Genomic DNA, 24,675 nt, shown 5'->3' on the forward strand with positions numbered 1-24,675 from the left:
ATATGGAGTGGGATGACTTCGCCCATTGGGGTAAGCATATCTCGGACTGGGCGGCGGACTATCACAAGACCCTGCGCGATCGTCCGGTGCGGGCCCAAACCGCACCCGGTGAGATCGCGGCACAATTGCCCGCCGAGCCGCCTGAAAGCGCTGAGGCAATGGACGCCATCATGGCGGATTTCGAGCGGATCGTGATGCCCGGCATCACCCATTGGCAGCATCCCCGGTTCTTTGCCTATTTCCCCGCCAATGCCGCGCCACCCTCGATGCTGGCCGAGATGCTGGTCACAACGATCGCGGCGCAATGCATGCTATGGCAGACCTCTCCTGCCGCGACCGAGGTCGAGGGCGTTATGGTCGACTGGCTGCGCCAGGCGCTTGGCCTAGCCGAGAGTTATAGCGGCGTCATTCAGGACAGTGCCTCGTCGGCCACGCTGTCGGCGGTTCTGACCATGCGCGAGCGCGCCACTGGCTGGCGCGGCAATCGCGAGGGGCTGTCAGGGCAGGGGGCCTTGCGGATCTACTGCTCCGATCAGGTCCACTCCTCAATCGACCGGGCCTGTTGGGTGGCGGGGATCGGGCAGGACAATCTGGTCAAGATCGGCACTTCAGGGCCACGTCATGGCGTAGACGTAGAGACGATGCGCCGTGCCATCGCCACCGACCGCGCGGCGGGGCATATCCCGGCGGGAATCATCGCGGTGACCGGCGCGACGGGGATCGGGGCAAGTGATGTGCTTGGCCCGGTGCTGCAGGTAGCGCGGGACGAGGATCTCTATACCCATCTGGATGCCGCCTGGGCCGGGGCGGCAATGATCTGTCCGGAATTCCGCGATGATTTCTGGGCGGATGTGGATGGGTTCGACAGTATCGTCTTCAACCCGCATAAATGGCTAGGCGCGCAGTTCGATTGTTCGGTCCAGTTCCTGCGCGATCCGCAGGCGCAGCTCAACACGCTGAAGATCGAGCCGGAATATCTGAAAACCTCCGGCGCTGAGGTCACCAATTACTCTGAATGGACCATCCCGCTGGGCCGCCGGTTTCGGGCGCTGAAAATCTGGTTCCTGCTGCGTGCTTATGGCGTCGATGGGCTGCGCGGGCGTGTTCGCAACCATGTCACCTGGGCGGGTGAGCTTTGCGAACGCATTCGGGTGCTGGAAGGATTCGAGATCGTGACCGAACCGATCCTCAGCCTGTTTTCCTTTCGCTGCCCTGGTGATGACGCGACGCAACAGAGGCTGGTCGATGCGCTCAACGATGATGGGCGGATTTACCTGACACAAGGCTTGCATGAGGGGCGCAGGATCATCCGCGTCTCGGTCGGCCAGTTCGACTGCACGCGTGAGGATGTTATGATGGCGGCGCAGGTCATCGACGAGGTCTGGAAGGAGATCGCATGAGGTTTGCCACCTATTCCGCCGAGGGCGGGACGTTTTACGGCGCGGTGACTGATGCGGGCATGATCGCGCTCAGCCCTCAGTTTCCGCACTGGCCGACCCTGCGCGATGTGATCGCGGGGCAGGGCTTGGCTGTGCTGGCAGAGGCGGCGCAGGGTGGGGCGGTCACGCATCGGGATGTCACCTATCAGATCCCGGTGCCGAACCCGGGCAAGATCATCTGCGTGGGCGTCAATTTTCCCGACCGCAATGCCGAATACAAGGATGGCAGCGCGCTGCCAAAATACATGTCGCTGTTCCCCCGCTTCGCCTCGTCCTTTACCGGACATGGCCAGCCGCTGATTCGCCCGCCCGAGAACCACACGCTGGATTACGAAGGCGAAGTGGCGGTGGTGATCGGCAAAGGGGGTCGCCGGATCGCGGCAGACGAAGCCTATGACCACATCGCGGCGCTGACGCTCTGCAACGAAGGGACCATTCGCGACTGGGTGCGACATGCGAAATTCAATGTCACGCAGGGCAAGAACTGGGACCGCTCGGGGGCAATCGGGCCGTGGCTGGTGCCCTTCGCCGATGCCGCACAACTGGACGCAGCGCGCCTCACTACGCGGGTAAATGGCGAAGTGCGGCAGGAGGATACGCTCGACCGGATGATGTTCCCGATCCGCGAAGAGATCGCTTATATCTCGACCTTCACCACGCTTGAACCCGGCGACATCATCATCACCGGCACCCCCACTGGTGCTGGCGCGCGGTTCGACCCGCCGCGCTATCTGGTGCCGGGTGATGTGGTCGAGGTTGAGGTCGAGGGGATCGGCATCCTGCGAAACGGGGTGGAGGACGAGGCATGACGCCCGAAAACCATGCACAGGCCGCCGCCGACCTGCTGCGTGCCGAAGAGACCGGCCAACAGATCGGGCTGCTGAGCTTGCGCCATCCCGAAATCGACATGGATGACGCCTATGCGGTGCAGACCGCACTGATGGCGCATAAGCTGGCGCAGGGCCGCCGGGTGATCGGGTGGAAGATCGGGTTGACCTCGAAGGCGATGCAATCGGCACTGAAGATCGACATTCCAGATAGCGGCATTCTGTTTGACGATATGGCATTCAAGACCGGGGCAACCGTGCCGCAGGGCCGCTTTATCCAGCCCCGGATCGAGACCGAGATTGCCTTTGTGATGAAATCCCCCGTGGGCGGGGATGTGGCGGCGGAGGATATTCGCGCGGCGACCGATTATGTGTCCCCGGCCATCGAAATCCTAGATACAAGGATCCTACGCGCTGACCCTGAGAGCGGCCGGGCGCGCAATGTCTTCGACACGATCAGCGATAACGCCGCCAATGCCGGTGTTGTACTGGGCGCGGAACGGCATGGCGTCGATGATTTCGACCTGCGCTGGGTCGGCGCGTTAACCTTCCGCAACGATGAGATCGAAGAGACTGGGCTGGGCGCAGGGGTGCTGAACGATCCGGTGGAAAGCGTCGTTTGGCTGGCGCGCCGCATGGCACAATACGGCCAAAGCATCGAGCCGGGGCAGATCATTCTGTCGGGCAGCTTCATCCGTCCTATCGAGTGCCCGACCGGCGCGCGCATCCATTCGGATTTTGGCCCCTTCGGCTCGGTCGCGGTGAATTTCGCCTGACGGCTCAGGGCTCCAACAGGTGCGCACGGCCTTTCTCGACCAAACGCGCATTCAGTTCCCGCGCTTCGGGTGCGCCTATTTCCAGCGCGAAAACAAAGGCATGGGTCAGGTAGAAACAGGCGGCATCCAGATCACCGCCTGTTTCGCTGCGATCTGCCGCCCGAGTATAGAGCCGCACCAGCGCCGCTTTGTCACCCTCAGCATGGGCCTGCAGCAATTGCTGATCCAGTTCTGAGTCACTCACGTTGTGGTCCGTCGCCCCGCGACCTGACTTGCCACCCAATGGTGGAAGTTATGCGTCGGCCCATCCATCACCGGCGAGAACCGGCCGCCATCGAACAACATGCCGTGGCGACCCCGCTGCATGCCTTCGACGACAAAGACGTCCTCTTCGAAGACACCGCGCCATTGCTGCGCATTGGCCTCGCGTAGCGCGTCCAGCTCGGGCGTGCCCGTACTGGACCGGGCATAGTAAAGCTCCACATGCTCGACGGTGCGTTCACAGCCGACCGGTTCCAGAACGATCGCAAAGGCATGGTCGCGCTGCACACCTAGCAACACGTTGGGATAGACCGCGATATACTCCGCGCCCTCATCCCATTTGTCGCTGAGCCCGGCAAAATCAGGAAAGACCGCGCCATCCTCACTCTTGAGCTGCCGGTAAACCAGTGTGCCTTGCCCGGAATAGGCGCCGGGTTTCTGGATATTGTAGTGGTCCTCCAGCCGGGAATAGCTGTTGAGGCCGGGATGCACCCAGGGCAGGTGGTAGCTTTCGCAGTAATTCTCGACCGCGAGCTTCCAGTTGGTGGCGACCTCAAGCTTGAAGGACGAAGAGCCGCCGCCCGCATGGAGCGGCTGTTCGAACTCGGCCCAGCGTTCCAGCAGGTCGGCATGGGCCACCTCGAACGCGGGCGCCGTGCCGTCGATATTGACGAAGATCACGTCCTTCCAGACGTGGGACCGGATGCGCACCAGCCCCAGCTCGTCCAGCTTCACATCCTCATGCCGGTTCTGGCCCGGCCCGCCCACATGCGGCGTGGCGCGCAGACGGCCTTTCAGATCGTAGCACCAGCTATGATAAGGGCAGCGGATCGCGCCTGTGATCTTCTTTGGCGCATCCACCAAGATCATGCCCCGGTGACGGCAGGTATTCTGGAACACGCCGACCTCGCCATCTTTGTCGCGCACCAGCAGCAGCGGCATGCCGAGAAAGTCGATAGGCTTCGCATCGCCGGTTTCCGGGATATCCTTGCCAAATCCAACCCCGGCCCAGTTTCCGAACAGGACGGCGGCGCGCTCTTCGGCGAAGACCTCGGGGTCGACATAATGCGCGTTGGGCAGGCCATTGGCGGTATTCACTGATGCCATGACCGGGGCAAGCTGTGTCGGTTTGTTCATCTGGCGTCCTCCGCAGTTGGGTGTCGGAGCGGAATTGAACGCGGTTTGGTAGCGTCTCACAACCTCAGAAAAGTTGCGTTTCAGATGAATTCAAATCATGCGAACCCGTGCGGATTTCCCGGATGATCCAGTCGCGCAACTGCATCGCACTGGCCGAAAGATCGGCATTCCGCTTGCCGTGGATGTAAAACCGGTGTGGCGCGCGCAGCATATGCGGTGTGATTGCCACCAAGGCGCCGCCGCTCAACAGTGGGGCGATCAGGCGCTCCCATCCCAGCGCCAGCCCAGCCCCATCCTGTGCGGCCTGCAGCGCGATGGCGTAGTTGTTCACCTTTATGCCCGGATTGATGGGCCCGTCGTAACCCAATTGCCGGAACCAGTCACCCCATTCGGTCCAGCTGGTGTTGTCAGAGGTCATGTGTATCAGCCGCTGGCTGGCCAGCGTGGCAAGGTCAGCGCCGTGCAGAGAGGCCGCCAGTTCCGGCTGCGCCACCGGGATCAGCCGGTCGCGATAAAGCACTGTTCGGTTGACCTCGGAGTGACGATACGGACCATACCAGATAAACAGATCGAGGTCGTTTGGGTTGTCAAAAGGTCGATCCCGTACGATCTGGTTTACGTTCACATCAGGCTGCTCACGCCAAAACCTCAAAACAGCCTGCGACAACCACAGTGTTGCCACGGCAGAAGTCGAACCGATGGTTACCACCTTGTCCTCGGACCGGTCGCGCAACGCCTGAAGACTCTGCGACATCCGGTTGAACGAGGTCGACAGCCCTTGGAATAGGTCTCGACCGGCCTCGGTCAACTCAACCCCGCGATGGCGACGCTGAAACAGGGCAAGGCCCAGTTCGCGCTCCAGCGCCTTGATCTGGTGACTGACTGCGCCTGGGGTCACTGAAAGCTCTTGCGCGGCATCTTTGAAGCTCTGATGCCTTGCGGCGGCCTCAAAGGCCGACAGCGTGGCGAAAGGGGGTAGATTGTAGTGGCGACGTGACATTTTCTGGCGCGCTATGGGTGAATTGACATAACCCGACTATGCCGGGCTTTACCGCCTGAGACCAGTCTCAATCAAGCCTCGGGCCTACGAACTCACCCGCCATCGCTTTGCCGGCATTTGCTTGACAATCGGTTAGAACCTGTGCTTGTTACCGCTAACACATGCGGCGCGGTCAGGGTGCTCTGGCCATTGTGATGCGTCGCCGATCCAACATCAGTATTTCGACGTCATTCAGGGTCTGAGGAGAAAACCGTGGCCGTAACAGTAGCAATCAACGGATTTGGCCGGATTGGCCGCAATGTGCTGCGTGGGATCATTGAATCCGGGCGCACCGATATCGAGGTTGTGGCCATCAACGATTTGGGCCCGGTCGAAACCAACGCGCATTTGCTGCGCTACGATTCGGTGCATGGTCGTTTCCCCTCCGAAGTCACCACAACCGAGACCACAATCGACGCAGGCCGCGGCCCAATTGAAGTGACCGCCATCCGTAATCCTGCCGATCTGCCTTGGGACCATGTGGATGTGGTACTGGAATGCACCGGTATCTTCACTTCGAAAGAAGCCTGCCAAGCGCATCTTTCGACCGGCGCGAAGCGGGTGTTGATCTCTGCCCCCGGCAAGGATGCGGACAAGACAATCGTTTACGGAGTGAACGACGGCTCGCTGACCGGTTCTGATCTGGTTGTCTCGAATGCCTCCTGCACTACCAACTGCCTGTCGCCTGTAGCCAAGGTTCTCAATGACACGGTCGGCATCAAGCGCGGGTTCATGACTACGATCCACTCTTACACCGGCGATCAGCCGACGCTGGATACGCTGCACAAGGACCTCTACCGCGCCCGCGCGGCGGCGATGAACATGATCCCGACCTCGACCGGGGCGGCCAAGGCGGTGGGGCTGGTCCTGCCGGAACTGAACGGCAAGCTGGACGGCGTGGCAATCCGAGTGCCAACACCGAATGTCTCTGTGGTCGATCTGACCTTCGAGGCGGACCGCGACACCAGCGCCGAAGAAATCAACGCCGCGATCTCCGCTGCGGCGAGCGGGCCGTTGAAAGGCATTCTGGGCGTGACCGACGAAAAGCTGGTCTCGATGGATTTCAACCATGACCCGCATTCGTCGATTTTTGCGACCGATCAGACCAAGGTGATGGACGGCAATATGTGCCGCGTGCTCAGCTGGTACGACAATGAATGGGGCTTTTCCATGCGGATGGCGGACACCGCCGTCGCCATGGGCAAGCTGATCTGAGGGCAGGGTCATGAGCACGATAATCGACATCTTTGGTCGTGAGGTATTGGACAGCCGGGGCAATCCGACGGTTGAGGTTGATGTTGTGCTCGAGGATGGCACGATGGGTCGGGCTGCGGTGCCGTCGGGGGCCTCGACCGGGGCCTATGAGGCGGTCGAGAAGCGCGATGGCGACGCAGCGCGCTATCTGGGCAAGGGCGTGCTGGAGGCGGTGGCCGCCGTCAATGGCGAGATCGCCGAGGCGCTGGTCGGCTTTGATGCCACCGAGCAGGAGGCCCTCGACGCCACGATGATCGAGCTGGACGGCACGCCCAACAAGGCGCGTCTGGGCGCCAATGCGATCCTCGGCGTCAGCCTGGCCGTGGCCAAGGCAGCGGCCGATTTCACCACCCAGCCGCTCTATCGTTATGTGGGTGGCACCCAGGCGCGGATGCTGCCGGTGCCGATGATGAACATCATCAATGGCGGTGAACATGCCGACAACCCGATCGACATCCAGGAATTCATGATCATGCCGGTCGCGGCGGACAGTATCCGCGACGCGGTGCGCATGGGGTCCGAAGTGTTCCACACGCTAAAAAAAGAGCTTTCGGCGGCGGGTCTGGCCACCGGGATCGGCGATGAGGGCGGCTTTGCGCCCAATCTCTCTAGCACCCGCGACGCGCTGGACTTCATTCTGAAGTCGATCGAGACGGCCGGCTATCGGCCCGGTGAAGATATCTACCTCGCATTGGACTGCGCCGCGACAGAATATTTCCGCGATGGTAAATATATCCTTTCCGGCGAAGGCAAAACCCTGAGCCCGGCGGAGAATGCCGCCTATCTCGAGGCGCTGGTGAACGACTATCCGATCATCTCGATCGAGGACGGCATGTCCGAGGATGACTGGGACGGCTGGGCGGCGTTAACCGAATCTTTGGGCGATCGTGTGCAGCTTGTGGGCGATGATCTGTTCGTGACCAACCCCGAGCGTCTGGCGATGGGGATCGAACGGGGTTGCGCCAATTCGATGCTGGTGAAGGTGAACCAGATCGGCACGCTGAGCGAGACCTTGCGGGCCGTGGACATGGCGCACCGGGCCGGCATGACCAATGTGATGAGCCACCGTTCGGGCGAGACCGAGGATGCCACCATCGCCGATCTGGCGGTGGCGACCAATTGCGGTCAGATCAAGACCGGCTCACTGGCGCGCTCCGACCGGCTGGCCAAGTACAACCAACTGATCCGCATCGAGGAAACGCTGGGCGAAACCGCAAAATACGCCGGAACATCCATCCTGCGCGGCTGAACGGGAAACACCGGCAAAAGAGCCATGGTCCCAAGGACCCAAGGCAGTCCGATTTCAGTTCAAGACCTGCGCGTAAGTAGACGCTTTGGTATCGGCGCTGTAGAGTCTCATGGCAGGAGATTTTGCATGCGGCGGATCATCACCCTACTACTTACCAACCTTATTCTGGCAAGCGCTGTGCAGGCCGACAAAGGCACCTATCTGGATCTTGCCCGGCTCGGTTGGAACTATAAATTGCGGGTCACGATGGTGGGTCGCGATATGGCGATCCCGGTGCATATCAACGGGCGCGATCTGGCCGGCGCATCGCTCTGCCTGGTGGGCGAAAGGCCGCATCCGCAATCCCAGGCTGTGCTCGATACATTCCGGGCCTTGTTGCATCACAGTTTCGGATATCCCGCGCCTGTGCGCTATGCCGGTCCCTCTGCACGGGATTGCGGCTCGGGGCGGACCGTAATTCTGCGGCTTTATTCCGGGCATCCGCCGAACCGGGCGCTGTCATCAGATCTGCAATGGCTGAACGAAGTGCACCAGCTTGGGCTGCCCTCGGGACGCGGCTATATCGCGTCGTCTCCCGCCATGGCACAGACCTTTTTCGGTCGGCGCGGGCAAGGCACCCATATCATGGTCAAACAGCCGGCGCATGCGCGGCCGGACGGGCTGGAGGCGGCGTTCTACAAATCCATCCTGATCGAAGAGTTGTTTCAGACCTTCACCTTCGGCATGGATATCTTGCTCTACGATCGGCGGGCCGGTTTTCTTTCGAAACTGCAGGAGACGCCTGTGAACATGCAAAGGTTTCCGTGGGAGTCACACGCCTTCATGCGCGCGCTGCTGCAATCGAACCCCGGTGGCCTGTGCGCCTTTGATGTCTTCATGATGCACGCGGTGGGGCGAGCCCCGGTGGATCAGACCGTTGATCCGGGGTTTATCGATTATATCGATGTCCATTATGACCGTTTACGCGCGCTGGCGGATGAAACCCTGGCTGATCCCCGCTTTGCCGCGATCCTGGATGGTGGATGCACCTAGGCAGCGGGTTCAGGGTAATACCTTAAGCTGTGTTTGACAGGGCGAAGAGTCCGGTTAGCCTGATCCTTGAAAAGATGGTCTGACGAGGCCGCAGGGAGGCGATATGGACACCAGACCCGACACCCCGCCAAGCGGTATGGGGGACTTATCTGCCTATCTGTCGCAAGGTCTGGTTGGGCATGAGCATTTGGTGGAATGCTTGTTGATCGCCTTGCTCGAGGGGGGGCATCTTCTGGTCGAGGGGCCGCCCGGCCTGGCAAAGACGCGGGCGGTCAAATGGCTGTCAAATGCGGTCGAGGGCAGTTTCGCGCGTATTCAGTGCACGCCTGATCTGATGCCATCGGACCTAACCGGCACGCCGGTTTACCATCCGAAGGATGGCACGTTCGAGTTCGTGCCGGGCCCGGTCTTTCACAATCTGGTTCTGGTCGACGAGATCAACCGCGCGCCGCCAAAGGTGCAGTCGGCCCTGCTTGAGGCGATGGCCGAGCATCAGGTGACCGTCGGCAACGAGACTCATAGGCTGCCCGATCCGTTCCTGGTGGTGGCCACGCAGAACCCGATCGAACATGACGGTACCTTTCCGCTGCCCGAAGCGCAGCTTGACCGGTTCCTGCTGCATGTGGTCCTGCGCCTGCCCAACCCCGAAACCGAACGCCAGATCCTGGATCTGGTAATTGCGGAGACCGAGGGTGGCGCGCCCATCGCCCGGCAGATGACGCTGGCGGATCTCGACAGCGCGAGGGCGCAGGTGCGGGCGGTGCATCTGGCGCCGGAATTGCGGGACTACATCGTACGGCTGGTGACCGCCACGCGCGAGGGCGATCTGGCTGGGGACGTAGAACATGCGGTCTCGCCCCGTGGTTCGCTAGCGCTGGCTTCGGCGGCACGGGCGCGCGCGTATTTGCGCGGGCGCGACTTTGCCCTGCCCGAGGATGTTGTAGCAGTTGCTCCAGACGCTCTGGCGCATCGGATGGTGCTGACTTGGCGGGCGGTGGCGGATGGGCGCAAACCGCGCGAAGTGGTCGCCGATATCCTCAAATCGGTCGAGCCGCTGTGAGCGAAGCGCTGACAGATGCGGGTGTCAGCCTGACCTCGGGTCCGTTGATCGCCCTGCGTCGCGTGGCGTTGTCTTCTTATGCCGCGCCACCCATGGCCGCCTTGCCGGGCGGCTTCGTCACGCGGCGGCGCGGGCAAGGGATCGAGGTTGTCGATGTGCGCGAATATGTGGCGGGTGATGATATCCGCCATCTGGATCGTGGCACCACCGCCCGCACCGGGCGGCTGCATGTGCGGCAGTTTCAGGAGGAACGAGACCGGGTCAGCCTGCTGGTCGCGGATTTCCGGGCGTCGATGTTCTGGGGTCTGCGCCGGGCGTTTCTGTCCGTCGCCGCCGCCGAGGCGCTAGTGATGATCGGCTGGCATCTGGTGGAAAGCGGTGGGCGCGTGGCGCTGCTGGCGATCACGCCGGATGCCCCGGTGATCGTGCCGCCACGCGGACGCACGCGCGGTATGTTGGACGTGATCGGCGGGCTGGTTCAGGCCCATCGCAACGGATTTGAGGCTGTTCTGGCCGGACGAGAGGATGCTCTGACACTGGACCAGGCGCTGACCCGCGCAGAACGCTTGGCCCCCACCGGTGCCGAGATAATCATTGCGTCGGGGTTCGACGCCCCCGGTCCCGATCTGTCCGACAGGCTGGATCGTCTGGCCCATCGCCGCAGCCCGCGGCTGGTTCTGATGACCGAGTCAAAGACTCACGAAATGCCGCGCGGTTGGTATCCCATCCGGCTGTCAGATGGCCGTCAGAAGCGGGTTTATCTGGCGCGGGCCGAGGCGGAAGAGGAGTGCATGTACCAGCAGGTTGCTGAACGCGCGGCTTTGGTTCTGAATGCCAGTGACCGCGTTGAAGAGACCGCCCGCCGAATTTCGGCCTCCTTTCCCACGAGGCTGGCAGCATGAAAGACACCGCGCTTTCCGAGACGGCGATGCTGGCCAGCTTGCGAGACATCCGATTGCCGCCCGATGCTCCGGGCGGAATGGTCGCCGAACTGGCCGTTGCCGCCGGGCTGGCAGGGCTAGGCGCGGTGCTGGTTGTTGGGTTTTTGCGCCTGCTCAGCAATCGCCGCGCGGTTGCGCAAGAGCCGGGGCCGACTGACCGGATGGCGGCGCTCGCTGACAAACCCGAGGCCGAACGGCGGGTCGCGCTGCTGCACCTTATGCGGATCCATGCGCCAGAGCGATATGCCGCGATCCGGGGCGATCTCTACCGGCGTGAGGGGGGGCTCGACCTGAAGGTACTGGAGGCGGAGGTCGCGCATCTTGTTTGAGCTGGCCGAACCCTGGGTGTTGCTGGCGCTGCCATTGCCCTTGCTGGTCGCGCGGCTGCTCAACCCGCAACCGGTCTCGGGGCGCGCCCTTCTGGTACCCGATCACATCGGCGGCGCGATGCTACAGGCGGGCCGCGCGCAGGTGGGTGCACGGCAAATCCCGCTGCGGCAGGCGCTGCTCTGGATGATCTGGGCATTGACGCTTGTGGCGTTGTCGGGCCCGCGCGATCTGGAACCGGTAAGCGCGCTCAAGGTGTCGGGCCGCGATCTGGCCATCGCGCTGGATCTGTCGGGCTCAATGGTGCGGGACGATTTTTATCTCGATGACCGCCAGGTCACCCGGCTTGACGCGGTGACCACCGTGGGTGCGGATTTTGCCCGACGCCGGGGCGGTGACAGGGTGGCGCTGATTGTCTTCGGCTCCGAGGCCTATTTCGCAACCCCGTTCACCTTTGACATCGAAGCGGTCGCGCGACGCATCGAAGAGGCCAGCATCGGCATTTCCGGCCGTGCCACCAATATCTCGGACGGGTTGGGGCTGGCGCTGAAGCGATTGGCTGACAGCGAAGCCGCGTCGCGCGTGGTCATCCTGCTATCGGATGGGGTCAACAATGCCGGCGCCACCAATCCGCGCGGGGTGGCGGAACTTGCCGCTGCGATGGGCGTGCGGGTGCATACGATCGCTCTGGGGCCGAAAGATCTGGACAGTGCCGAAGCGGGTGAGCGTGGGGTTGTGGATGCCACGACATTGCGCGCAATTGCGCAGGTTTCGGGCGGCGAGAGCTTTCGCGTGAAAACCACCGACGATCTGGTCGCCGTGGCCGAGGCGCTGGATCGGCTGGAGGCCACCGACAGTGACGGGCTGGCCGCCGAGATCTATCGCGATTTCTGGCCCTGGCCTGCCGCGCTGGCCGTTGTGCTGGGATGCTTCGCATTGTGGAGGGAGGCGGCGTGAGTATCCACGACATCACTCTGTTGCGGCCGCTCTGGCTGCTGCTTTTACCGGTACTGGGCGGTTTCGGCTGGTGGCTATGGTCTCGTAGCGGTGGGTTTGGTGAATGGGACCGGGCCGCAAACCCGGTGTTAATGCGGGCTATGGTCGCGCTTGGGCGGATCGATAGCAGCGCCAACCGCAAGCCGCTGATCGCGCTACTTGTAGCAGTGGCGATCTTTATTTTGGCGCTGGCTGGTCCGGCGATCGAGCGTCGTGATGCACAATCCTTTCGCAACCTGGACGGGGTTCTGTTCGTGGTGGATGCGTCAAGCAGCGTCACCGATAACCGTCGCTGGCCGCAAATGCTGACCATGGGCCGCTTTGGCGTCAGCGCCCTCGGCGCGCGGCCCGGCGGCATCATCGTCTATGCGGGCGACGCCTATGTCGCGACCGACATGACCACCGATCACCGGCAGGTGGGTCAGACCTTTTCCCTGATCAACTCGCAGACGATCCCCGACAAAGGCTCGCGCCCGGAACGCGCCTTGGCGCTGGCTGGTCAGTTGATACGCGAAGCCGATGTGCTGGCAGGCGATGTCGTACTCTTTTCCGACGGGGCGGGCCTGGGGCCTGCCTCGTTGCAGGAAGCGGCAGCTTTGGCGGAGGCGGGCGCGAGGCTGTCGCTTGTGTCGCTGGGCGATGCCGCAGCCGGGATGGAGACACATGCCAGCGTCGGCGGCGGCGTGGTATTCACGCTTGAGCAAACCGATGCGTTGCGAGACTGGCTGACCAGCGATGCGCGAATGCGGCTGGAACAGGCCGATTATCCTGTGCTGTTCTGGCGCGACATGGGGCGGTACCTGCTGGTGCTGGCGCTGTTTCCACTGCTCTTGCTGTTTCGGAGGGAGACTGCATGAGGTGGCTTGCGGTCTTGTCCGTCGCTCTACTGGCCTTGGCGGCCACGATAGGCAACACGGCGCCTTTTGGCCGCGTCGTCATGGCGCTGGGTATGCACGACCTTGCCGCGCTGATTTTCGATGACCCCGGTTGGCAGGGCGCGGCGCTTTATCGCGCTGGTGACTTTCAAGACGCGGCAGAAGCGTTTGAGGCGGCTGGTGCGCTCTACAATCTCGGCAACGCCGAAGCGCGGAGCGGCCGATACGCCGCGGCGCTGGAGGTCTATGATCTTGCAATCACACGCGGTGATCCGGATGCCCAAGCCAATTTCGACGTGGTGGCCGCCTATTATGCCGGCTTGCAGATTGACCCCGAAGCTTTGGGGCTTTTTCCGGAACGCAAGGAGGGCCCGCAGGCGGACAGTTTCATCGCACGCGGGGATGCGCGCGCTGCGGGTACGGGCAGCGAGGTCACCAATGCCAACACAATGCTAGGTCTGGCCGAGCTGGACAGCCGGGGGCAGTTGGGGGTGCGGCGCATTTTCGACGACAAGTTCATGGTGGCGGATGAGCGCTGGCTCAACCAGCTGTCGGATGTTCCGGGTGAGTTCATGGCCGCGCGCATTGCGCAGGAACATAAACGCCGCGTCAAGCTGGGCCTGTCGCCGCCAGAACCGGAGGGTGCGGAATGAGGTGGATGCTGCTGATCTGCCTGTTCTGGCCTGCTTTTGCCCTGGCGCAGTCGCGCACCGTGTTGCCATCTGAGTTGTCGTTGAGCATCTCGGTCGACGAGGATATCGGCACGCCGTTCACGCGCGAGATGATCCTGCTGACGATCCGGGGCGTCTATCGGCGTCACATCACGCGCGAGGACCTGCTCCAGCCTGATTTCGACGGTTTCAGCTGGGCGCAGCTGGGTCCCGATAGCTGGAGCGAAGAGCGGATCGGTGGCCGCAATTTCAAGGTCTTCACCCGGCGCATGGCAATCTACCCGGTGCGGTCGGGAACACTGACCATTGGCCCGTTCACCCATAAACTTACATTGACCGATGAAGGCGATGACTGGTTCGAACATCAGATCCAGTCCGAACCGCTCAGCATCGAAGTTGCCCCCGCGCCGCAATCGCAAGGCTGGTGGTTCCCGGTGCGCAATCTAAAAGTGTCGGATCAATGGTCGAACGCGCCCGACCAGTTAGTGCCGGGTGAAGGCGTGCTACGGGTGGTTCGGATCGAAGCCCTGGGTGTGACGCCCGAGATGTTACCACCCATGCCCGATCTGGCCTCGCCTTCAGCCATGGTCTTTCCGCACCCCGAAAAGCGTCTGGTGGAATTGACGCCCGAAGGGCCGGTGACCTACGCGTTCTGGCGCTGGACCATTCGTCCCTCCAACGACACATCCACCATCGTTGAGCCGTTGAGTTTCGATTACTTCGACACGGTGGGTCGCGAAATGCGCGAGGTCACGATATCGGCGCAACGTGTCGCCTATGGGTCCGTGACCGGAGACCGCGCCGCCGTTCCGCCATCAACGTCGGTACTGCCCGCACGCTTGCCGGGCTGGCCTGTTGCCGTTGTTGCTTTGTTGATCTTTGTTTCGGGCATTGTATTGGGTTTGTCAGGGCGCCGCGTGATCGGGCTGCGCGCGTTGCAAAGGTTTCCGATTTTCGATCCCCTCGCGCGTCGAATGAGTCGACTGGCGCGCTCCGGCAGGGCTGCGGAAACGCGCAGGGTGGCTGTCGCGCTGCTCCGGCGCGATGGAATGTTGCAAGAACGCGTGCAGATGGTGCGAGACTTTGACCACGCCTTCTTTGATCCGGCCGCATCGGCGCCTGATCTGACTTTATTCACCCGCCGTTTTCTGCGTTCAGCCACGCACAACAGTGAACATCCCAGCGGACCGCACCAGTATTGAGACCGGGAGAGGTCGTTTCTACACCCAAAGTAGGTATTGCAGTGGTGTAATCGCGGATTTGAAGGTGAGTCGCAGGCCGAAACAGTTGAATTGATTTACACTTTCGTTACCTTCTCTTTGGGAGGAGAACCAATGCAGACGATAGGCTACCCCCAGGCAGCGGGCCCTGTGTCCAATGTCTTGATCGTCGACGACCATCCGCTCTACAGCGACGCGCTTGCCGCCGCAATTGAACTCAGCTTCGATGGCTGCGGTATTCAACGCGCGCGGACGCTACAGGAAACCTTCGAAGTGCTTGAGGGCGGATTTGATCCGGACCTGATCATGTTCGATCTGAAACTGCCCGACGTGACGGGCATTTCGGGCTTTCAGGAGTTGAGAAAACGAAGGCCCTCTGCGCGGGTGCTTGTGATCTCATCGCTGGCCTCGGGCGAGTTGGTGCAGTCGCTGATCGAAAACGGCGCGATGGGGTTTCTGCCCAAGGACGCGTCCGCCAACACGCTGAAACACGCGATCAGTGAGATTGCGGCAGGGCGGGGCTATGTGCCACAGGAATACCGCCAGCTAGACGAAGTGCCGGCGCGGGATAGCTGCGCGTTCCAATCCAGCCCGGAATTGTCTAACCTGACACCGCAGCAGACCCGCATCCTCAAGCTGATCTGCGTGGGCAAGCCCAACAAGCAGATAGCTTATGAGCTGTCGCTGGCCGAGGCCACGGTCAAGGCGCATATCACTGCCTTGCTGCGCCGGCTGGGGGTACGCAACCGCACCCAGGCGGCGGTGCTGGTTGATTCCGTGATGGCGCGCCAGACCGGCAACGAACCGGAGGCACGCGCGTTTCTACAGCATTGAAGGTGGATGATGCGAGACCTGGACCACGGACCCTTTTTCATTCGCGTTGGCCGGTCTTCGGCGTCGGAGTCTAAGGCCGCCATCCGCGAGGCCTGCGCCGATCTTGATCCGGACGCGGCGTGTTTTGTGCTGGCCTTCATTCCGCACACGCTTGATCTGGACGAAGTCATGCGTGAGCTTGGCGAAAGGTTAGGGGGCGTGCCGGTTTTTGGCTGCACAACCGCAGGGCAGATTACCGCAAACGGCTATGAGGCCGATGCGCTGTTGTTGATGGGGTTTCCAAAGGCAAACTTCCGCTGTTCCTCGATCCTGTTCAAGGATCTCAACCCGCTGAACACGACTGAGATCGCGACACAGGCGCAGCGGCAAACCGAGAAATTCCGCCACACGGCAGGTTGGAACCGGCTGGCGCTGATGTTCTCGGACGGCTTGTCGAAACAAGAGGACGTGCTGGTCTCGACGCTGGAAACCGTGTTGGATGATCTGCCGATCTTTGGCGGTTCGGCGGGCGACGGTCTGGAGTTCGAAAAAACCTTTGTGCTGCACAAAGGACAGGCGCATACCAATGCGGCGGTCTTGTTGTTGATCGAAACGAACCTGCAATTTCAGGGCGTGGGTTTTGACCATTTTCTGCCGGTTGGCTCGCCGCTAATCATCACCGATGCCGACCCTGACGAGCGGCTGGTCTATGAGATCAACGGCGCGCCTGCCGCACTGGAATATGCGCGGTTGGTAGGCTGCCCGGTCGACGCGCTGTCACCGCAGGTCTTTGCCGAAAATCCAATGCTGCTGCGGCACAACCTCAACTACTATGTGCGTGCGATCCGGGATGCGACCGAAGGGCATGCGCTGTCATTTCTGGCGGCAATCGACGATGGTCTGATCCTGACACTTGGGCGCGGCAAAGAGATCCTTGAAACGTTGGATACCGGTCTGGATGTGCGCGATAGGGTTGGCAGGGCGCCAGATTTTATCCTTGGCTTCGATTGCGTCCTGCGCAAACTCGAGATCGAGCAGAACCAGCTGAGCAGCAAGGTCTCAGATATATTGCAGGCCCGGCGGGTTCTGGGGTTCAACACCTATGGCGAACAGCAATCCGGCGTGCATATGAATCAGACATTCGTGGGTGTCGCTTTTTTTGAACCCGAAACCAGGGTCCTGACCTGATGATGCTGAACCCCAACGACCCGCTCGACCTGCAAGTCGCCAAACAGGCCAAGATCATCGACGCGCTGATGCGCCGCGCCAACAGACAAAAAGACGTGGGACCCTCGGCCTTTCGGGCGTTTCAATCCGCTATCGAGCTTCAGCAGCAGGTCATGGCGCAAAGCCGAGATCTGGAACGCGCCACAACCGAGCTGGAAAGCGCCCGCTACGAACGCGAGCGTACCCGTAAAAGTCTTGTCGAAGCTTTGTCGTCGATGGAAGAGGGGTTTGCCCTGTTCACCGATGGCCAGCTGAACCTGTGCAACGATCTGTTTCAGGCGTTGCTGCCCGACATATCCGACAAGGTCATGCCGGGGCTTGGCATGGTTCGGTTTTTTACGCTGGTTTATGGCAGCGCGCATTTTGCTTCGTCGGATCTCAGCATGTCGCAGGTGGCCCAAGCCTTGGACCGCAGCCGCGACAACGGGATGATCACTAGTGTGGTCATCGAGCTGCGCAATGATCGCTGGTATCAGATGAGCGCACAGTCCACTTCGCATGACAATGTGGTCATTCTGCTCACCGAGATCACCTCAGTCGTCCGGCGCAACCGCGACGAGAAAGAAACCCTGATCGACCGTCAGGAAGACTACCTGCAGGCGGTGTTCCAGAACATGAGTTCTGGCATCTGCACCTTTTCCGCTGAGGCTGAGGTGATGATGCACAATGCGCGGTTCCGCGAGGTTTTGGGGCTGTCCAGTGCGATGTTGCAATCGGGGATGCCGGTCCAGCAGTTGCTGGACCTGATGCGCGCGCGTGGGCTTATCAAGGCGGATGACGAATTGAAGGTGGGTACCTGGCAGCGTGAGCTTGAAAGCCGGGGCTGGTTACGCAAGCGGGTGCGCGATGGCGCAGACCGGGTTCTGGATGTTCATGCCAACCAATTGCCCGATGGTGGCTTTCTGGTCGAACTCAAGGATGTCACGCTAGAGGCGCGCACGACCGAGATGCTCGAAAACCGGGTTATGGAACGCACCGCCGAACTGACGCGGGCCAATGAAAAGCTGATCCGTGAATACGAGGAAAAGGCTCAGGTAGAAGAGGCGTTGCGCGTGGCCAAGGAACGCGCCGAGGCGGCGGTTTCGTCGAAAACTCGTTTCCTTGCCGCGGCCAGCCATGACCTGTTACAGCCGATCAATGCCGCCAAACTGCTGATTTCGACGCTGAAAGAGACCAGCCGCAAAACCGACCTCTATCTGATGATGGAGCGTCTGGACGGTGCATTTGGTTCGGCCGAGCAATTGCTGCATTCGCTGCTCGACATCTCGCGACTCGAAAGCGCTGAGCCCGACACCGTTTCACCCAGAAGTGTCAGCCTTGCCTCGGTAATGGCGGGCATCCATGGTGATCAGGCGCTGGTTGCGGAACAAAAGAACGTGCGACTCGACATGGTGCCCTGCGAAGAGTTCGTGCATTCCGATCCGGTCTATCTTCTGCGGTCGATCCAAAACCTGGTGGTGAATGCCATTCAGTACACTGACCCGGGTGGCCGAGTTCTGGTGGGCTGCCGCAAGCGCGGCGACAAGATTGTCCTTCAGGTCTGGGACACCGGGATCGGCATCGCGCGTAAGGATCAGGCCCGCGTGTTCGAGGAATTTACCCGTGCTGATAACGTGCCATTTGGCTCGGGCATGGGGCTGGGCCTTTCGGTTGTCGACCGAGCCTGCCGGCTGCTGGGACATAAACTGTCGGTGCGTTCAAAACCCGGTGTGGGGTCGGTCTTCAGCATCGAGATGGATCGGGGCGCCGCAGATCGCAGTGCTCCTGAACCGGTCGAGCTGCTACCGCAGTCCGAGGACATGTCGCTTGATCATATCGTGCTGGTCATCGAAAATGACGAGGATGTGCTGTTTGGCACCACGCGATGGCTGGAACAATGCGGGGCCAGCGTTCTGGCCGCGCAATCGACTGATGAAGCCGTGCGATTTATCACCGATATTGGCATGCCGCCCGATATCATCCTTGCGGATTACCAGCTTGACAATGCCGACACCGGGATTGCAGCAATCACCCGGATCAGGGGCATAACGCAATCTCATGTTCCGGCCATCCTGATCACGGCCAACCGCAGCGACAGCTTGCGCGCATCCGCGCTGCGGCAGGATATCTCGGTGATGACCAAGCCGGTGAAACTGTCGCGCTTGCGGCCCTTGATCGACTGGAAAATCCGCTGGCGCCCCCCCACACGCCGTGCGGAGTCTGCGATACCGACAAAAGTCGGCGGTGACAGGACCGCCTGACGCCATAAGCTTCTGCCACGGAGGACCAAAATGATCAAAACGCTGCTGGCCGGGCTGTTATCTGTCTTGTTGAGCGCCGGGCTGGCGTTTTCTGCATCGATGGATGGCGAGGAAACATATGATCTTCTGTTTCGCGACGGAACGCTCGACAGCGTGGATCGCGACTCGGCGCTGATCTACCTGCGGACGGTCTCAAACCAACTCAAACCCGAAGCGGCTGAGCGTGATACGGGGCAGATCGCACTGACATTCGGAGATGCGGCCTCCGAAATGGCGCATCTGGAGTTTCGTCAGGATCAGAAACACCGCTCCATGGGCATGTTCCCTGCCAGCGTTGGCAATCCGATGATCATGGTCTTTTACGAAAGCGCTGTACGAGACATGGCGGAATCGGCGGGTGGCAGCCCGTTCTACATCCGCAATCGCGTGAAAGACGCGCTGATTCAGCCCGCCGAGGTGGAAACTGGCGAGGCGATCATTGATGGTGAGGCTGTAACCACTCAAACCGTCCGGCTGCGCCCGTTTGAAGGAGACCCGAACCGCGACCGCATGCGCGGGTTTGGTGATTTGGTGCTGAGCGTGACTGTCTCGGAAGGCGTGCCAGGGTGGTATCTGAAACTGGTGGCCGAGGCACAGCCCAAGTCTGGCGGCGAGGCTGTCTACCGATCGGAAATGGTGTTCGACCGGCTGGAGGGCGCGCAATGATGCGGGTTGCCGCTGCAGCGCTTCTGATCATCTGCCTGCCCGCAGCGGGCATCGCGCAGAGCGTTGCCGACCGGCTGAACGATTATCCGACTGCAGCGCGGGCCGATTATGTCTTTGCCTGCATGGTGACCAACGGTCAGACTCGCGAAGTGCTGGACAGGTGTTCCTGCTCGATCGATCTGATCGCGTCCATTCTGCCCTATGAAACCTATGTGCAGGCCGAAACAGTGCTGTCGATGCGGCGCGTCGGCGGCGAGCGCATGTCGTTTTTCAAAAGCGCGGCCATGGCCGAAAACCTGGTAGCAAAACTGCGCCGCGCGCAAGCCGAAGCCGAGGTCGTCTGTTTCTGACCCAAGAAAATCTGCGCCCAGAGCGCCGTGTGGCTTTATAGCTTACCGGCTTTCCAACAGTCCTCAACCAGAAGCGGCTTTTGGCAGTTCGGTCTCAAAGCTATTGCCTTCGGTATCGGTGGCCTTGACCGTCAGCGTCGTCGTGCCGTTGTCATCATAGGAAAACCGGAAGGCCGGGTTTTCCGAGATCGAGATGCCGCCATCCATGGTGAAGAGCAATTCCTCGCCCTGCCAAACCTCGAGGTGATCGATGAAATGCGCCGGGATGAACAACTGCGTGATCTGATCGCGCTGTAGGCCCGAGTAGTTCGGGTGACGGATCATGATCTGCGCCTCGCGGCGGGGTGTCGAAATCTGTGCTGCCTCGCCGAACATTCGCAGCTTCATCTTGCCCATCGAGGCCAGCGCCGCTTCGGGGTCCTTGGTGGCCGGCGCCGAACAGCCGCCCGATGCTTTGACAAACCGTCCGGTCATATGCAGCCCGTCTGGCGTTTCCGCGATGACCCGCACGTTGGAATACTGGTTCACTCGCACGCGCATCTCGAAATCCAGCTGACCCATGGCCGGTGAAAAGGTGAAGACTCCCGCGATGGGTGCCGGATTTTCGTCGATTACCACCGTTGCGGCGGTGATCCGTGCGTCGGGATCAAGCTGTTTTAGCACAACCGGAACGGTGGCGGCGTCATGGGCGCGATAGGGCGCATCCATCGACAAAAGCGCGTCGGCGGCACCGATCTGGGCCTCCCCGACGACATCATACTGCAGGTCCTTCCAGGTTTCGCTTGCGGTCATCGGGTTTTCGACGCTCTCGCCCGCAAAAACGGGCAGCGACAGCATCGAAACGATCGCAGATGCACATACGAAATGTGAGGCCATGTTGTCTCCTCCGGCAACCGGTGCCGCGTCTTATGGCATAAAAGCTCATAAAAATATACTCCGACTAAAGGCTGCGTGGTCTACACAAAACCGTGTGGCACAGTTCGGGGCGGAGGTGCCGCCATGTTCGAAGCCTTTGTAACCGTGTGTCTGACCCTGTCTGACGGGCCCTGCCGCGACCAGCTTCTGCCGGGCTACGAGGCCGCGACCGAGGTCTTGTGTCAGGAGATGCTGACCGCAAAACCGCCTGATGTGGCGGAGGGTTTGATGGTCCGGGAGGGGCCGGTTTGCAGGCCGGTTGGCGACAGTCTGACATTTCACGAGATCGCACCGGGCGTCTTTGTCCATTTGGGCCAGATCGCAGAACCGGACCGGACCAATCGCGGCGATACCTCAAACATCGGTTTTGTGATCGGAGCGGACAGTGTGGCGGTAATCGACACCGGCAGCGCGCCCTGGATGGGCGAGGGCATATGGCGGGCGATCCGGGCGCAAACGGACAAACCAGTCAGCCATGTGATCCTCACCCATATGCATCCCGATCATGTGTTCGGCACGGCGCCTCTGGCGGCGTCGGGGGCGCGGGTCGTGAGCCACGCGGGCCTGACACGCGCTCTTGTGGACCGGATGGGCAATTATATCGAAAGCCTTGGTACTTTGATCGGGTCGGAGGAGTTGGTGGGCGTCGGGCCGGTGCCGGTTGAATTGGCGGTCGACAGCACGCATCAGATCGACCTTGGTGGGCGTATGCTGGAGCTGCGGGCTTGGCCAACGGCACATACGGGCAATGATCTGACCGTACTGGATCGCGGCTCGGGCACGCTCTTTGCCGGTGATTTGGTGTTTCATCGGCACACGCCCGCGCTGGATGGAAAGTTGCTGGGCTGGCAAGCGGTGCTGACCGATATGGCGGAAATTGAGGCAAAACAGGTCGTGCCCGGTCATGGAGGTCCGGTTTTGGACTGGCCCGGAGGTGCGGCGGATCAGCAGCGCTATCTCGATGTACTCGAACAAGATACGAGGAAGGCCATTGATGCAGGCGCAAGGCTGGGTGACGCGGTCGAGGTGATCGCCGAAGGCGAGGCCGAACACTGGGAGCTGTTCGAGGCCTATAACCCGCGCAATGCGACGGTGGCTTTCACCGAATTGGAGTGGGAATAGCCAGTGACGTGGGGCGCAATCCTTGTCTCTCGGGTTCGCCAAGAGGTTTCACCAGTCTTTACCGATATTTGATGACGGGCAAATTGACGAGGCCGGAATTACATGATCCAAAACGACCAAACCGACAAATTTCCTTGGCAACAGGACGACCTTTTCATGACAGACAACAACCGCATCGTTCTCTCGAGCGATCATGCCGCCATTGCGCTCCGCCGGGCCATCGCAGACCATATCGCGGGACAGGGATGGGATGTGGTCGATATCGGGCCAACAACGCCGGAAAGCACACATTATCCCGTGCACGGTGAAGCGGCGGCTCGACAGGTCGCTTCGGGTGATTGCCGGTTCGGCATCATCCTGTGTGGCACCGGTCAGGGCATCATGATGGCGGCAAACAAGGTAAAGGGCACCAGGTGCGGCGTCTGCCTCGACACGTTTTCAGCCCGCATGATCCGCCTGCACAATGACGCGAACATGATGTCCTTGGGCGCGCGCGTGGTGGGCGAAGGGCTCGCGCTGGATATCGTGGATGCGTTTCTGAACACCCGCTTTGAGGGCGGCCGCCATGCCAGACGAGTGGAAATGATCAACGCGCTAGAAGCGTAGGTCCTTAACGAAAGGCACGGTCGAGGTTCTTGGCTGCATCCAAGTTGGTCTGATCGGTCCCACGCGCACCCGTCAGGCGGGTCGATGTCAGATCGGCATCCTTAAAGTTCGCGCCTGCAAATTCCGCATCCGACAGGTCCGCGCCGCCCAGCGTGGCCATCGACAGATCAGCATCGGAGAAATTAGCACCCGGTAGCTTGGCAAATTCCAGATCAGCCCGCGACATCTGCGCACCAGTGAAATCCACACCTGTCCCGCGCGCCGAGGTCAGCACGCCGCGCATCAGTCCCATCGACTGGTTGCGCATATCGGCGGAAAAATCCGCTCCGCGAAAGATCGCCCCGGTCAGGTCGGCCTTGGTGAAGTCGGCGGCGGTTCTGGCATCCGTGAAATCGGCACCACTCAAGTTGGCACGGCCGAGCTGGGTCTGGAATAGTTCAGATCCGACCAGTGACGCGCCCCTCAGATCCGCACCGATCATCCAGGCCTGGCTCAGCGTCGCGCCATCGAAAGTCGATCCCGACAGGTTGGCACCGTTCAGAGAAGCCGCGCGCAGGATCGCGTCGGAAAAATCAAGCCCCGAAAGGTCGAGACCGTTCAGCCAGACCCGGGTGAAATCTGCGGGTGCGCCCTCTGTCGCGGCTTCAAGCCGGATTTTCACCTCGGCGCGTGTCATCTGCGCCTCGGTCATCTTGGGCAGTGACATGTCGACGCCGCTCATCACTGATTGCGCCTGCACCAACACCGGCACAAGTGACAATGTCATCACCAGAAGCGCGGTCCACATCGATCTCATAGGATCCCTCCCCCAGGCCCTTTAGCCGCAAGGATAGACCCCGCGGGCAGGCGTCACAATTCAGACCTTGGGCGCAGGCGGGGCGGTCAGCCCTGATCCTGAACCACCTCTTGCAGCATCTGGGCGATGGCAAACAGGCGGCGTTCGATGATCTGCGGCGTTTCGCACAGATAGGTGATCGAGCGCTGGCGGTCGGAATAGATCAGTTGGTCCCAGTCCAACTGTTCTTCCAGCTGGTCGACCTTGTCGTAATCTGGCGGTTCGGCAGCGAGCGCCGCATCCATTTCACCGCGAACCCGGTCGATCTGTTCGGCCAGGCCGATCTGGCCCAGTGAAAACTCGCCGATCCCGGAGATTATTCTCGTGCGGCGCTTGGACAATCCGGTGAAGACGCGATCGAAGACCAGCCCAAGCACGATGGGATCACCATTGTGCCGGTCCGCAAATGCCGCGACCTGCGGGCGCAGATCATCCAACTCGACCCGCCGCAGCGCCAGAGCATCGGCAAGTTCGGCCACCTCAAGACCCAAGGCGTCATTATCCTCGACGCGGGTGGTATCCACCGGATGTGGCCACATCAAACCCAGCGAGAGCTGCTCCACTTTGCGTTGCACGCAGGGCCAGGTCGGGTCGGAAAAATCCGCCGCATGAACAGATGCCGCCACGGAGGTCAGCGCAAGCGCAAAGGCAAACGGGTTGGTGATCGACATTGGCAACTCCTCCACGCGTCTCACTATGTCGAACGGGACGCACCAAGTCTATTCGCCCCAATACACACCATTGTCTCAATTGTTCCG

Annotated in this window: 26 protein-coding genes; 20 read left to right on the forward strand and 6 right to left on the reverse strand. The window is 61.2% G+C overall.

Annotated elements, in window-relative coordinates; genetic code table 11:
• Nucleotides 1-2: 2 nt before the first annotated feature.
• From AB1E33_RS05045 to hpaH, 3 genes are read left to right on the forward strand one after another with little or no spacing between them, the layout of a single operon-like run.
• On the forward strand, nucleotides 3-1,400 hold the full coding sequence (locus tag AB1E33_RS05045) for a pyridoxal phosphate-dependent decarboxylase family protein (protein ID WP_372576168.1): 1,398 nt from the start codon (nucleotides 3-5) through the stop codon (nucleotides 1,398-1,400).
• Complete coding sequence (locus AB1E33_RS05050) at nucleotides 1,397-2,248, forward strand: fumarylacetoacetate hydrolase family protein (protein ID WP_372576169.1); 852 nt, start codon at nucleotides 1,397-1,399, stop codon at nucleotides 2,246-2,248. Before AB1E33_RS05045 ends, AB1E33_RS05050 begins: the two co-directional genes overlap by 4 nt.
• The gene (gene hpaH / locus AB1E33_RS05055; RefSeq protein WP_372576170.1) at nucleotides 2,245-3,042 is read left to right on the forward strand and encodes a 2-oxo-hept-4-ene-1,7-dioate hydratase; all 798 of its coding nucleotides are present in this window, start codon (nucleotides 2,245-2,247) and stop codon (nucleotides 3,040-3,042) included. The genes AB1E33_RS05050 and hpaH overlap by 4 nt, the downstream gene beginning before the upstream one ends.
• A 4-nt stretch (nucleotides 3,043-3,046) precedes the next feature.
• On the opposite strand, the gene AB1E33_RS05060 is transcribed toward hpaH, so the two are convergent.
• The 3 genes from AB1E33_RS05060 to AB1E33_RS05070 form a co-directional block, all read right to left on the reverse strand.
• Nucleotides 3,047-3,286 carry a hypothetical protein gene (locus AB1E33_RS05060; RefSeq protein WP_372576171.1) on the reverse strand — a complete coding sequence of 80 codons (240 nt, stop codon included), beginning with the start codon at nucleotides 3,284-3,286 and terminating at the stop codon, nucleotides 3,047-3,049.
• Nucleotides 3,283-4,440 (reverse strand): aromatic ring-hydroxylating oxygenase subunit alpha, encoded by a 1,158-nt coding sequence (locus tag AB1E33_RS05065; protein ID WP_372576172.1) that lies wholly within the window; start codon nucleotides 4,438-4,440, stop codon nucleotides 3,283-3,285. Before AB1E33_RS05065 ends, AB1E33_RS05060 begins: the two co-directional genes overlap by 4 nt.
• 64 nt (nucleotides 4,441-4,504) lie before the next feature.
• Nucleotides 4,505-5,440 (reverse strand): LysR substrate-binding domain-containing protein, encoded by a 936-nt coding sequence (locus AB1E33_RS05070; RefSeq protein WP_372576173.1) that lies wholly within the window; start codon nucleotides 5,438-5,440, stop codon nucleotides 4,505-4,507.
• A 252-nt stretch (nucleotides 5,441-5,692) separates the two neighbouring features.
• Here AB1E33_RS05070 and gap point away from each other — a divergent pair, with 252 nt between their 5' ends.
• The 15 genes from gap (at nucleotide 5,693) to AB1E33_RS05145 (ending at nucleotide 20,439) form a co-directional block, all read left to right on the forward strand.
• Entirely contained in the window at nucleotides 5,693-6,694 is a 1,002-nt protein-coding gene (gene gap, locus AB1E33_RS05075) for a type I glyceraldehyde-3-phosphate dehydrogenase (protein ID WP_372576174.1), read from the forward strand.
• Between the two features lie 10 nt (nucleotides 6,695-6,704).
• Nucleotides 6,705-7,982, forward strand: coding sequence for a phosphopyruvate hydratase (gene eno / locus AB1E33_RS05080; protein WP_372576175.1), 1,278 nt, complete (start codon nucleotides 6,705-6,707; stop codon nucleotides 7,980-7,982).
• Nucleotides 7,983-8,108: 126 nt separating this feature from the next.
• Nucleotides 8,109-9,014, forward strand: coding sequence for a hypothetical protein (locus AB1E33_RS05085; RefSeq protein ID WP_372576176.1), 906 nt, complete (start codon nucleotides 8,109-8,111; stop codon nucleotides 9,012-9,014).
• A gap of 103 nt (nucleotides 9,015-9,117) precedes the next feature.
• Nucleotides 9,118-10,074, forward strand: coding sequence for an AAA family ATPase (locus tag AB1E33_RS05090; protein ID WP_372576177.1), 957 nt, complete (start codon nucleotides 9,118-9,120; stop codon nucleotides 10,072-10,074).
• Nucleotides 10,071-10,976, forward strand: a complete 906-nt coding sequence (locus AB1E33_RS05095; RefSeq protein WP_372576178.1) for a DUF58 domain-containing protein — start codon at nucleotides 10,071-10,073, stop codon at nucleotides 10,974-10,976. The genes AB1E33_RS05090 and AB1E33_RS05095 overlap by 4 nt, the downstream gene beginning before the upstream one ends.
• Complete coding sequence (locus AB1E33_RS05100) at nucleotides 10,973-11,344, forward strand: hypothetical protein (protein WP_372576179.1); 372 nt, start codon at nucleotides 10,973-10,975, stop codon at nucleotides 11,342-11,344. The genes AB1E33_RS05095 and AB1E33_RS05100 overlap by 4 nt, the downstream gene beginning before the upstream one ends.
• Nucleotides 11,337-12,299, forward strand: a complete 963-nt coding sequence (locus tag AB1E33_RS05105; RefSeq protein WP_372576180.1) for a VWA domain-containing protein — start codon at nucleotides 11,337-11,339, stop codon at nucleotides 12,297-12,299. The genes AB1E33_RS05100 and AB1E33_RS05105 overlap by 8 nt, the downstream gene beginning before the upstream one ends.
• Nucleotides 12,296-13,195 carry a VWA domain-containing protein gene (locus tag AB1E33_RS05110; RefSeq protein WP_372576181.1) on the forward strand — a complete coding sequence of 300 codons (900 nt, stop codon included), beginning with the start codon at nucleotides 12,296-12,298 and terminating at the stop codon, nucleotides 13,193-13,195. The genes AB1E33_RS05105 and AB1E33_RS05110 overlap by 4 nt, the downstream gene beginning before the upstream one ends.
• The gene (locus tag AB1E33_RS05115) at nucleotides 13,192-13,866 is read left to right on the forward strand and encodes a hypothetical protein (RefSeq protein ID WP_372576182.1); all 675 of its coding nucleotides are present in this window, start codon (nucleotides 13,192-13,194) and stop codon (nucleotides 13,864-13,866) included. Before AB1E33_RS05110 ends, AB1E33_RS05115 begins: the two co-directional genes overlap by 4 nt.
• Nucleotides 13,863-15,086 (forward strand): hypothetical protein, encoded by a 1,224-nt coding sequence (locus AB1E33_RS05120; protein ID WP_372576183.1) that lies wholly within the window; start codon nucleotides 13,863-13,865, stop codon nucleotides 15,084-15,086. Before AB1E33_RS05115 ends, AB1E33_RS05120 begins: the two co-directional genes overlap by 4 nt.
• A 132-nt stretch (nucleotides 15,087-15,218) precedes the next feature.
• Nucleotides 15,219-15,938, forward strand: a complete 720-nt coding sequence (locus tag AB1E33_RS05125) for a response regulator (RefSeq protein ID WP_372576184.1) — start codon at nucleotides 15,219-15,221, stop codon at nucleotides 15,936-15,938.
• Between the two features lie 6 nt (nucleotides 15,939-15,944).
• Nucleotides 15,945-17,105 carry an FIST N-terminal domain-containing protein gene (locus AB1E33_RS05130; RefSeq protein ID WP_372576185.1) on the forward strand — a complete coding sequence of 387 codons (1,161 nt, stop codon included), beginning with the start codon at nucleotides 15,945-15,947 and terminating at the stop codon, nucleotides 17,103-17,105.
• On the forward strand, nucleotides 17,105-19,384 hold the full coding sequence (locus AB1E33_RS05135; RefSeq protein WP_372576186.1) for a hybrid sensor histidine kinase/response regulator: 2,280 nt from the start codon (nucleotides 17,105-17,107) through the stop codon (nucleotides 19,382-19,384). Before AB1E33_RS05130 ends, AB1E33_RS05135 begins: the two co-directional genes overlap by 1 nt.
• A gap of 30 nt (nucleotides 19,385-19,414) precedes the next feature.
• On the forward strand, nucleotides 19,415-20,089 hold the full coding sequence (locus AB1E33_RS05140; protein WP_372576187.1) for a hypothetical protein: 675 nt from the start codon (nucleotides 19,415-19,417) through the stop codon (nucleotides 20,087-20,089).
• The gene (locus AB1E33_RS05145) at nucleotides 20,086-20,439 is read left to right on the forward strand and encodes a hypothetical protein (RefSeq protein ID WP_372576188.1); all 354 of its coding nucleotides are present in this window, start codon (nucleotides 20,086-20,088) and stop codon (nucleotides 20,437-20,439) included. Before AB1E33_RS05140 ends, AB1E33_RS05145 begins: the two co-directional genes overlap by 4 nt.
• 63 nt (nucleotides 20,440-20,502) lie before the next feature.
• Here the strand turns inward: AB1E33_RS05145 and AB1E33_RS05150 are convergent, their stop codons facing one another.
• The gene (locus AB1E33_RS05150; protein ID WP_372576189.1) at nucleotides 20,503-21,315 is read right to left on the reverse strand and encodes a quinoprotein dehydrogenase-associated SoxYZ-like carrier; all 813 of its coding nucleotides are present in this window, start codon (nucleotides 21,313-21,315) and stop codon (nucleotides 20,503-20,505) included.
• A gap of 123 nt (nucleotides 21,316-21,438) precedes the next feature.
• Between AB1E33_RS05150 and AB1E33_RS05155 the strand changes: the two genes are divergently transcribed.
• On the forward strand, nucleotides 21,439-22,476 hold the full coding sequence (locus AB1E33_RS05155) for a quinoprotein relay system zinc metallohydrolase 2 (RefSeq protein WP_372576190.1): 1,038 nt from the start codon (nucleotides 21,439-21,441) through the stop codon (nucleotides 22,474-22,476).
• Nucleotides 22,477-22,632: 156 nt separating this feature from the next.
• The gene (rpiB, locus tag AB1E33_RS05160; RefSeq protein WP_372576191.1) at nucleotides 22,633-23,082 is read left to right on the forward strand and encodes a ribose 5-phosphate isomerase B; all 450 of its coding nucleotides are present in this window, start codon (nucleotides 22,633-22,635) and stop codon (nucleotides 23,080-23,082) included.
• Nucleotides 23,083-23,086: 4 nt separating this feature from the next.
• Here rpiB and AB1E33_RS05165 read toward each other — a convergent pair whose 3' ends face one another.
• Both AB1E33_RS05165 and AB1E33_RS05170 read right to left on the reverse strand, forming a co-directional pair.
• Nucleotides 23,087-23,878 (reverse strand): pentapeptide repeat-containing protein, encoded by a 792-nt coding sequence (locus AB1E33_RS05165; RefSeq protein WP_372576192.1) that lies wholly within the window; start codon nucleotides 23,876-23,878, stop codon nucleotides 23,087-23,089.
• A gap of 86 nt (nucleotides 23,879-23,964) precedes the next feature.
• Nucleotides 23,965-24,588, reverse strand: a complete 624-nt coding sequence (locus tag AB1E33_RS05170) for a hypothetical protein (RefSeq protein ID WP_372576193.1) — start codon at nucleotides 24,586-24,588, stop codon at nucleotides 23,965-23,967.
• Between the last annotated feature and the right edge of the window lie 87 nt (nucleotides 24,589-24,675).

The organism is Ruegeria hyattellae, from assembly GCF_041537925.1.
GTDB lineage: Bacteria > Pseudomonadota > Alphaproteobacteria > Rhodobacterales > Rhodobacteraceae > Ruegeria_C.

Bases quoted from the DNA above. Each gene is read 5' to 3' on its own strand.
- AB1E33_RS05135 (WP_372576186.1), top strand. From the start codon at position 17,105: ATGATGCTGAACCCCAACGACCCGCTCGACCTGCAAGTCGCCAAACAG.
- AB1E33_RS05120 (WP_372576183.1), top strand. From the start codon at position 13,863: ATGAGGTGGATGCTGCTGATCTGCCTGTTCTGGCCTGCTTTTGCCCTG.
- hpaH (WP_372576170.1), top strand. From the start codon at position 2,245: ATGACGCCCGAAAACCATGCACAGGCCGCCGCCGACCTGCTGCGTGCC.
- AB1E33_RS05130 (WP_372576185.1), top strand. From the start codon at position 15,945: ATGATGCGAGACCTGGACCACGGACCCTTTTTCATTCGCGTTGGCCGG.
- AB1E33_RS05100 (WP_372576179.1), top strand. From the start codon at position 10,973: ATGAAAGACACCGCGCTTTCCGAGACGGCGATGCTGGCCAGCTTGCGA.
- AB1E33_RS05070 (WP_372576173.1), bottom strand. From the start codon at position 5,440: ATGTCACGTCGCCACTACAATCTACCCCCTTTCGCCACGCTGTCGGCC.
- AB1E33_RS05150 (WP_372576189.1), bottom strand. From the start codon at position 21,315: ATGGCCTCACATTTCGTATGTGCATCTGCGATCGTTTCGATGCTGTCG.
- AB1E33_RS05085 (WP_372576176.1), top strand. From the start codon at position 8,109: ATGCGGCGGATCATCACCCTACTACTTACCAACCTTATTCTGGCAAGC.
- AB1E33_RS05165 (WP_372576192.1), bottom strand. From the start codon at position 23,878: ATGAGATCGATGTGGACCGCGCTTCTGGTGATGACATTGTCACTTGTG.
- AB1E33_RS05125 (WP_372576184.1), top strand. From the start codon at position 15,219: ATGCAGACGATAGGCTACCCCCAGGCAGCGGGCCCTGTGTCCAATGTC.
- AB1E33_RS05155 (WP_372576190.1), top strand. From the start codon at position 21,439: ATGTTCGAAGCCTTTGTAACCGTGTGTCTGACCCTGTCTGACGGGCCC.
- AB1E33_RS05115 (WP_372576182.1), top strand. From the start codon at position 13,192: ATGAGGTGGCTTGCGGTCTTGTCCGTCGCTCTACTGGCCTTGGCGGCC.
- AB1E33_RS05045 (WP_372576168.1), top strand. From the start codon at position 3: ATGGAGTGGGATGACTTCGCCCATTGGGGTAAGCATATCTCGGACTGG.
- AB1E33_RS05140 (WP_372576187.1), top strand. From the start codon at position 19,415: ATGATCAAAACGCTGCTGGCCGGGCTGTTATCTGTCTTGTTGAGCGCC.
- AB1E33_RS05145 (WP_372576188.1), top strand. From the start codon at position 20,086: ATGATGCGGGTTGCCGCTGCAGCGCTTCTGATCATCTGCCTGCCCGCA.
- eno (WP_372576175.1), top strand. From the start codon at position 6,705: ATGAGCACGATAATCGACATCTTTGGTCGTGAGGTATTGGACAGCCGG.
- AB1E33_RS05065 (WP_372576172.1), bottom strand. From the start codon at position 4,440: ATGAACAAACCGACACAGCTTGCCCCGGTCATGGCATCAGTGAATACC.
- AB1E33_RS05050 (WP_372576169.1), top strand. From the start codon at position 1,397: ATGAGGTTTGCCACCTATTCCGCCGAGGGCGGGACGTTTTACGGCGCG.
- AB1E33_RS05090 (WP_372576177.1), top strand. From the start codon at position 9,118: ATGGACACCAGACCCGACACCCCGCCAAGCGGTATGGGGGACTTATCT.
- AB1E33_RS05170 (WP_372576193.1), bottom strand. From the start codon at position 24,588: ATGTCGATCACCAACCCGTTTGCCTTTGCGCTTGCGCTGACCTCCGTG.
- rpiB (WP_372576191.1), top strand. From the start codon at position 22,633: ATGACAGACAACAACCGCATCGTTCTCTCGAGCGATCATGCCGCCATT.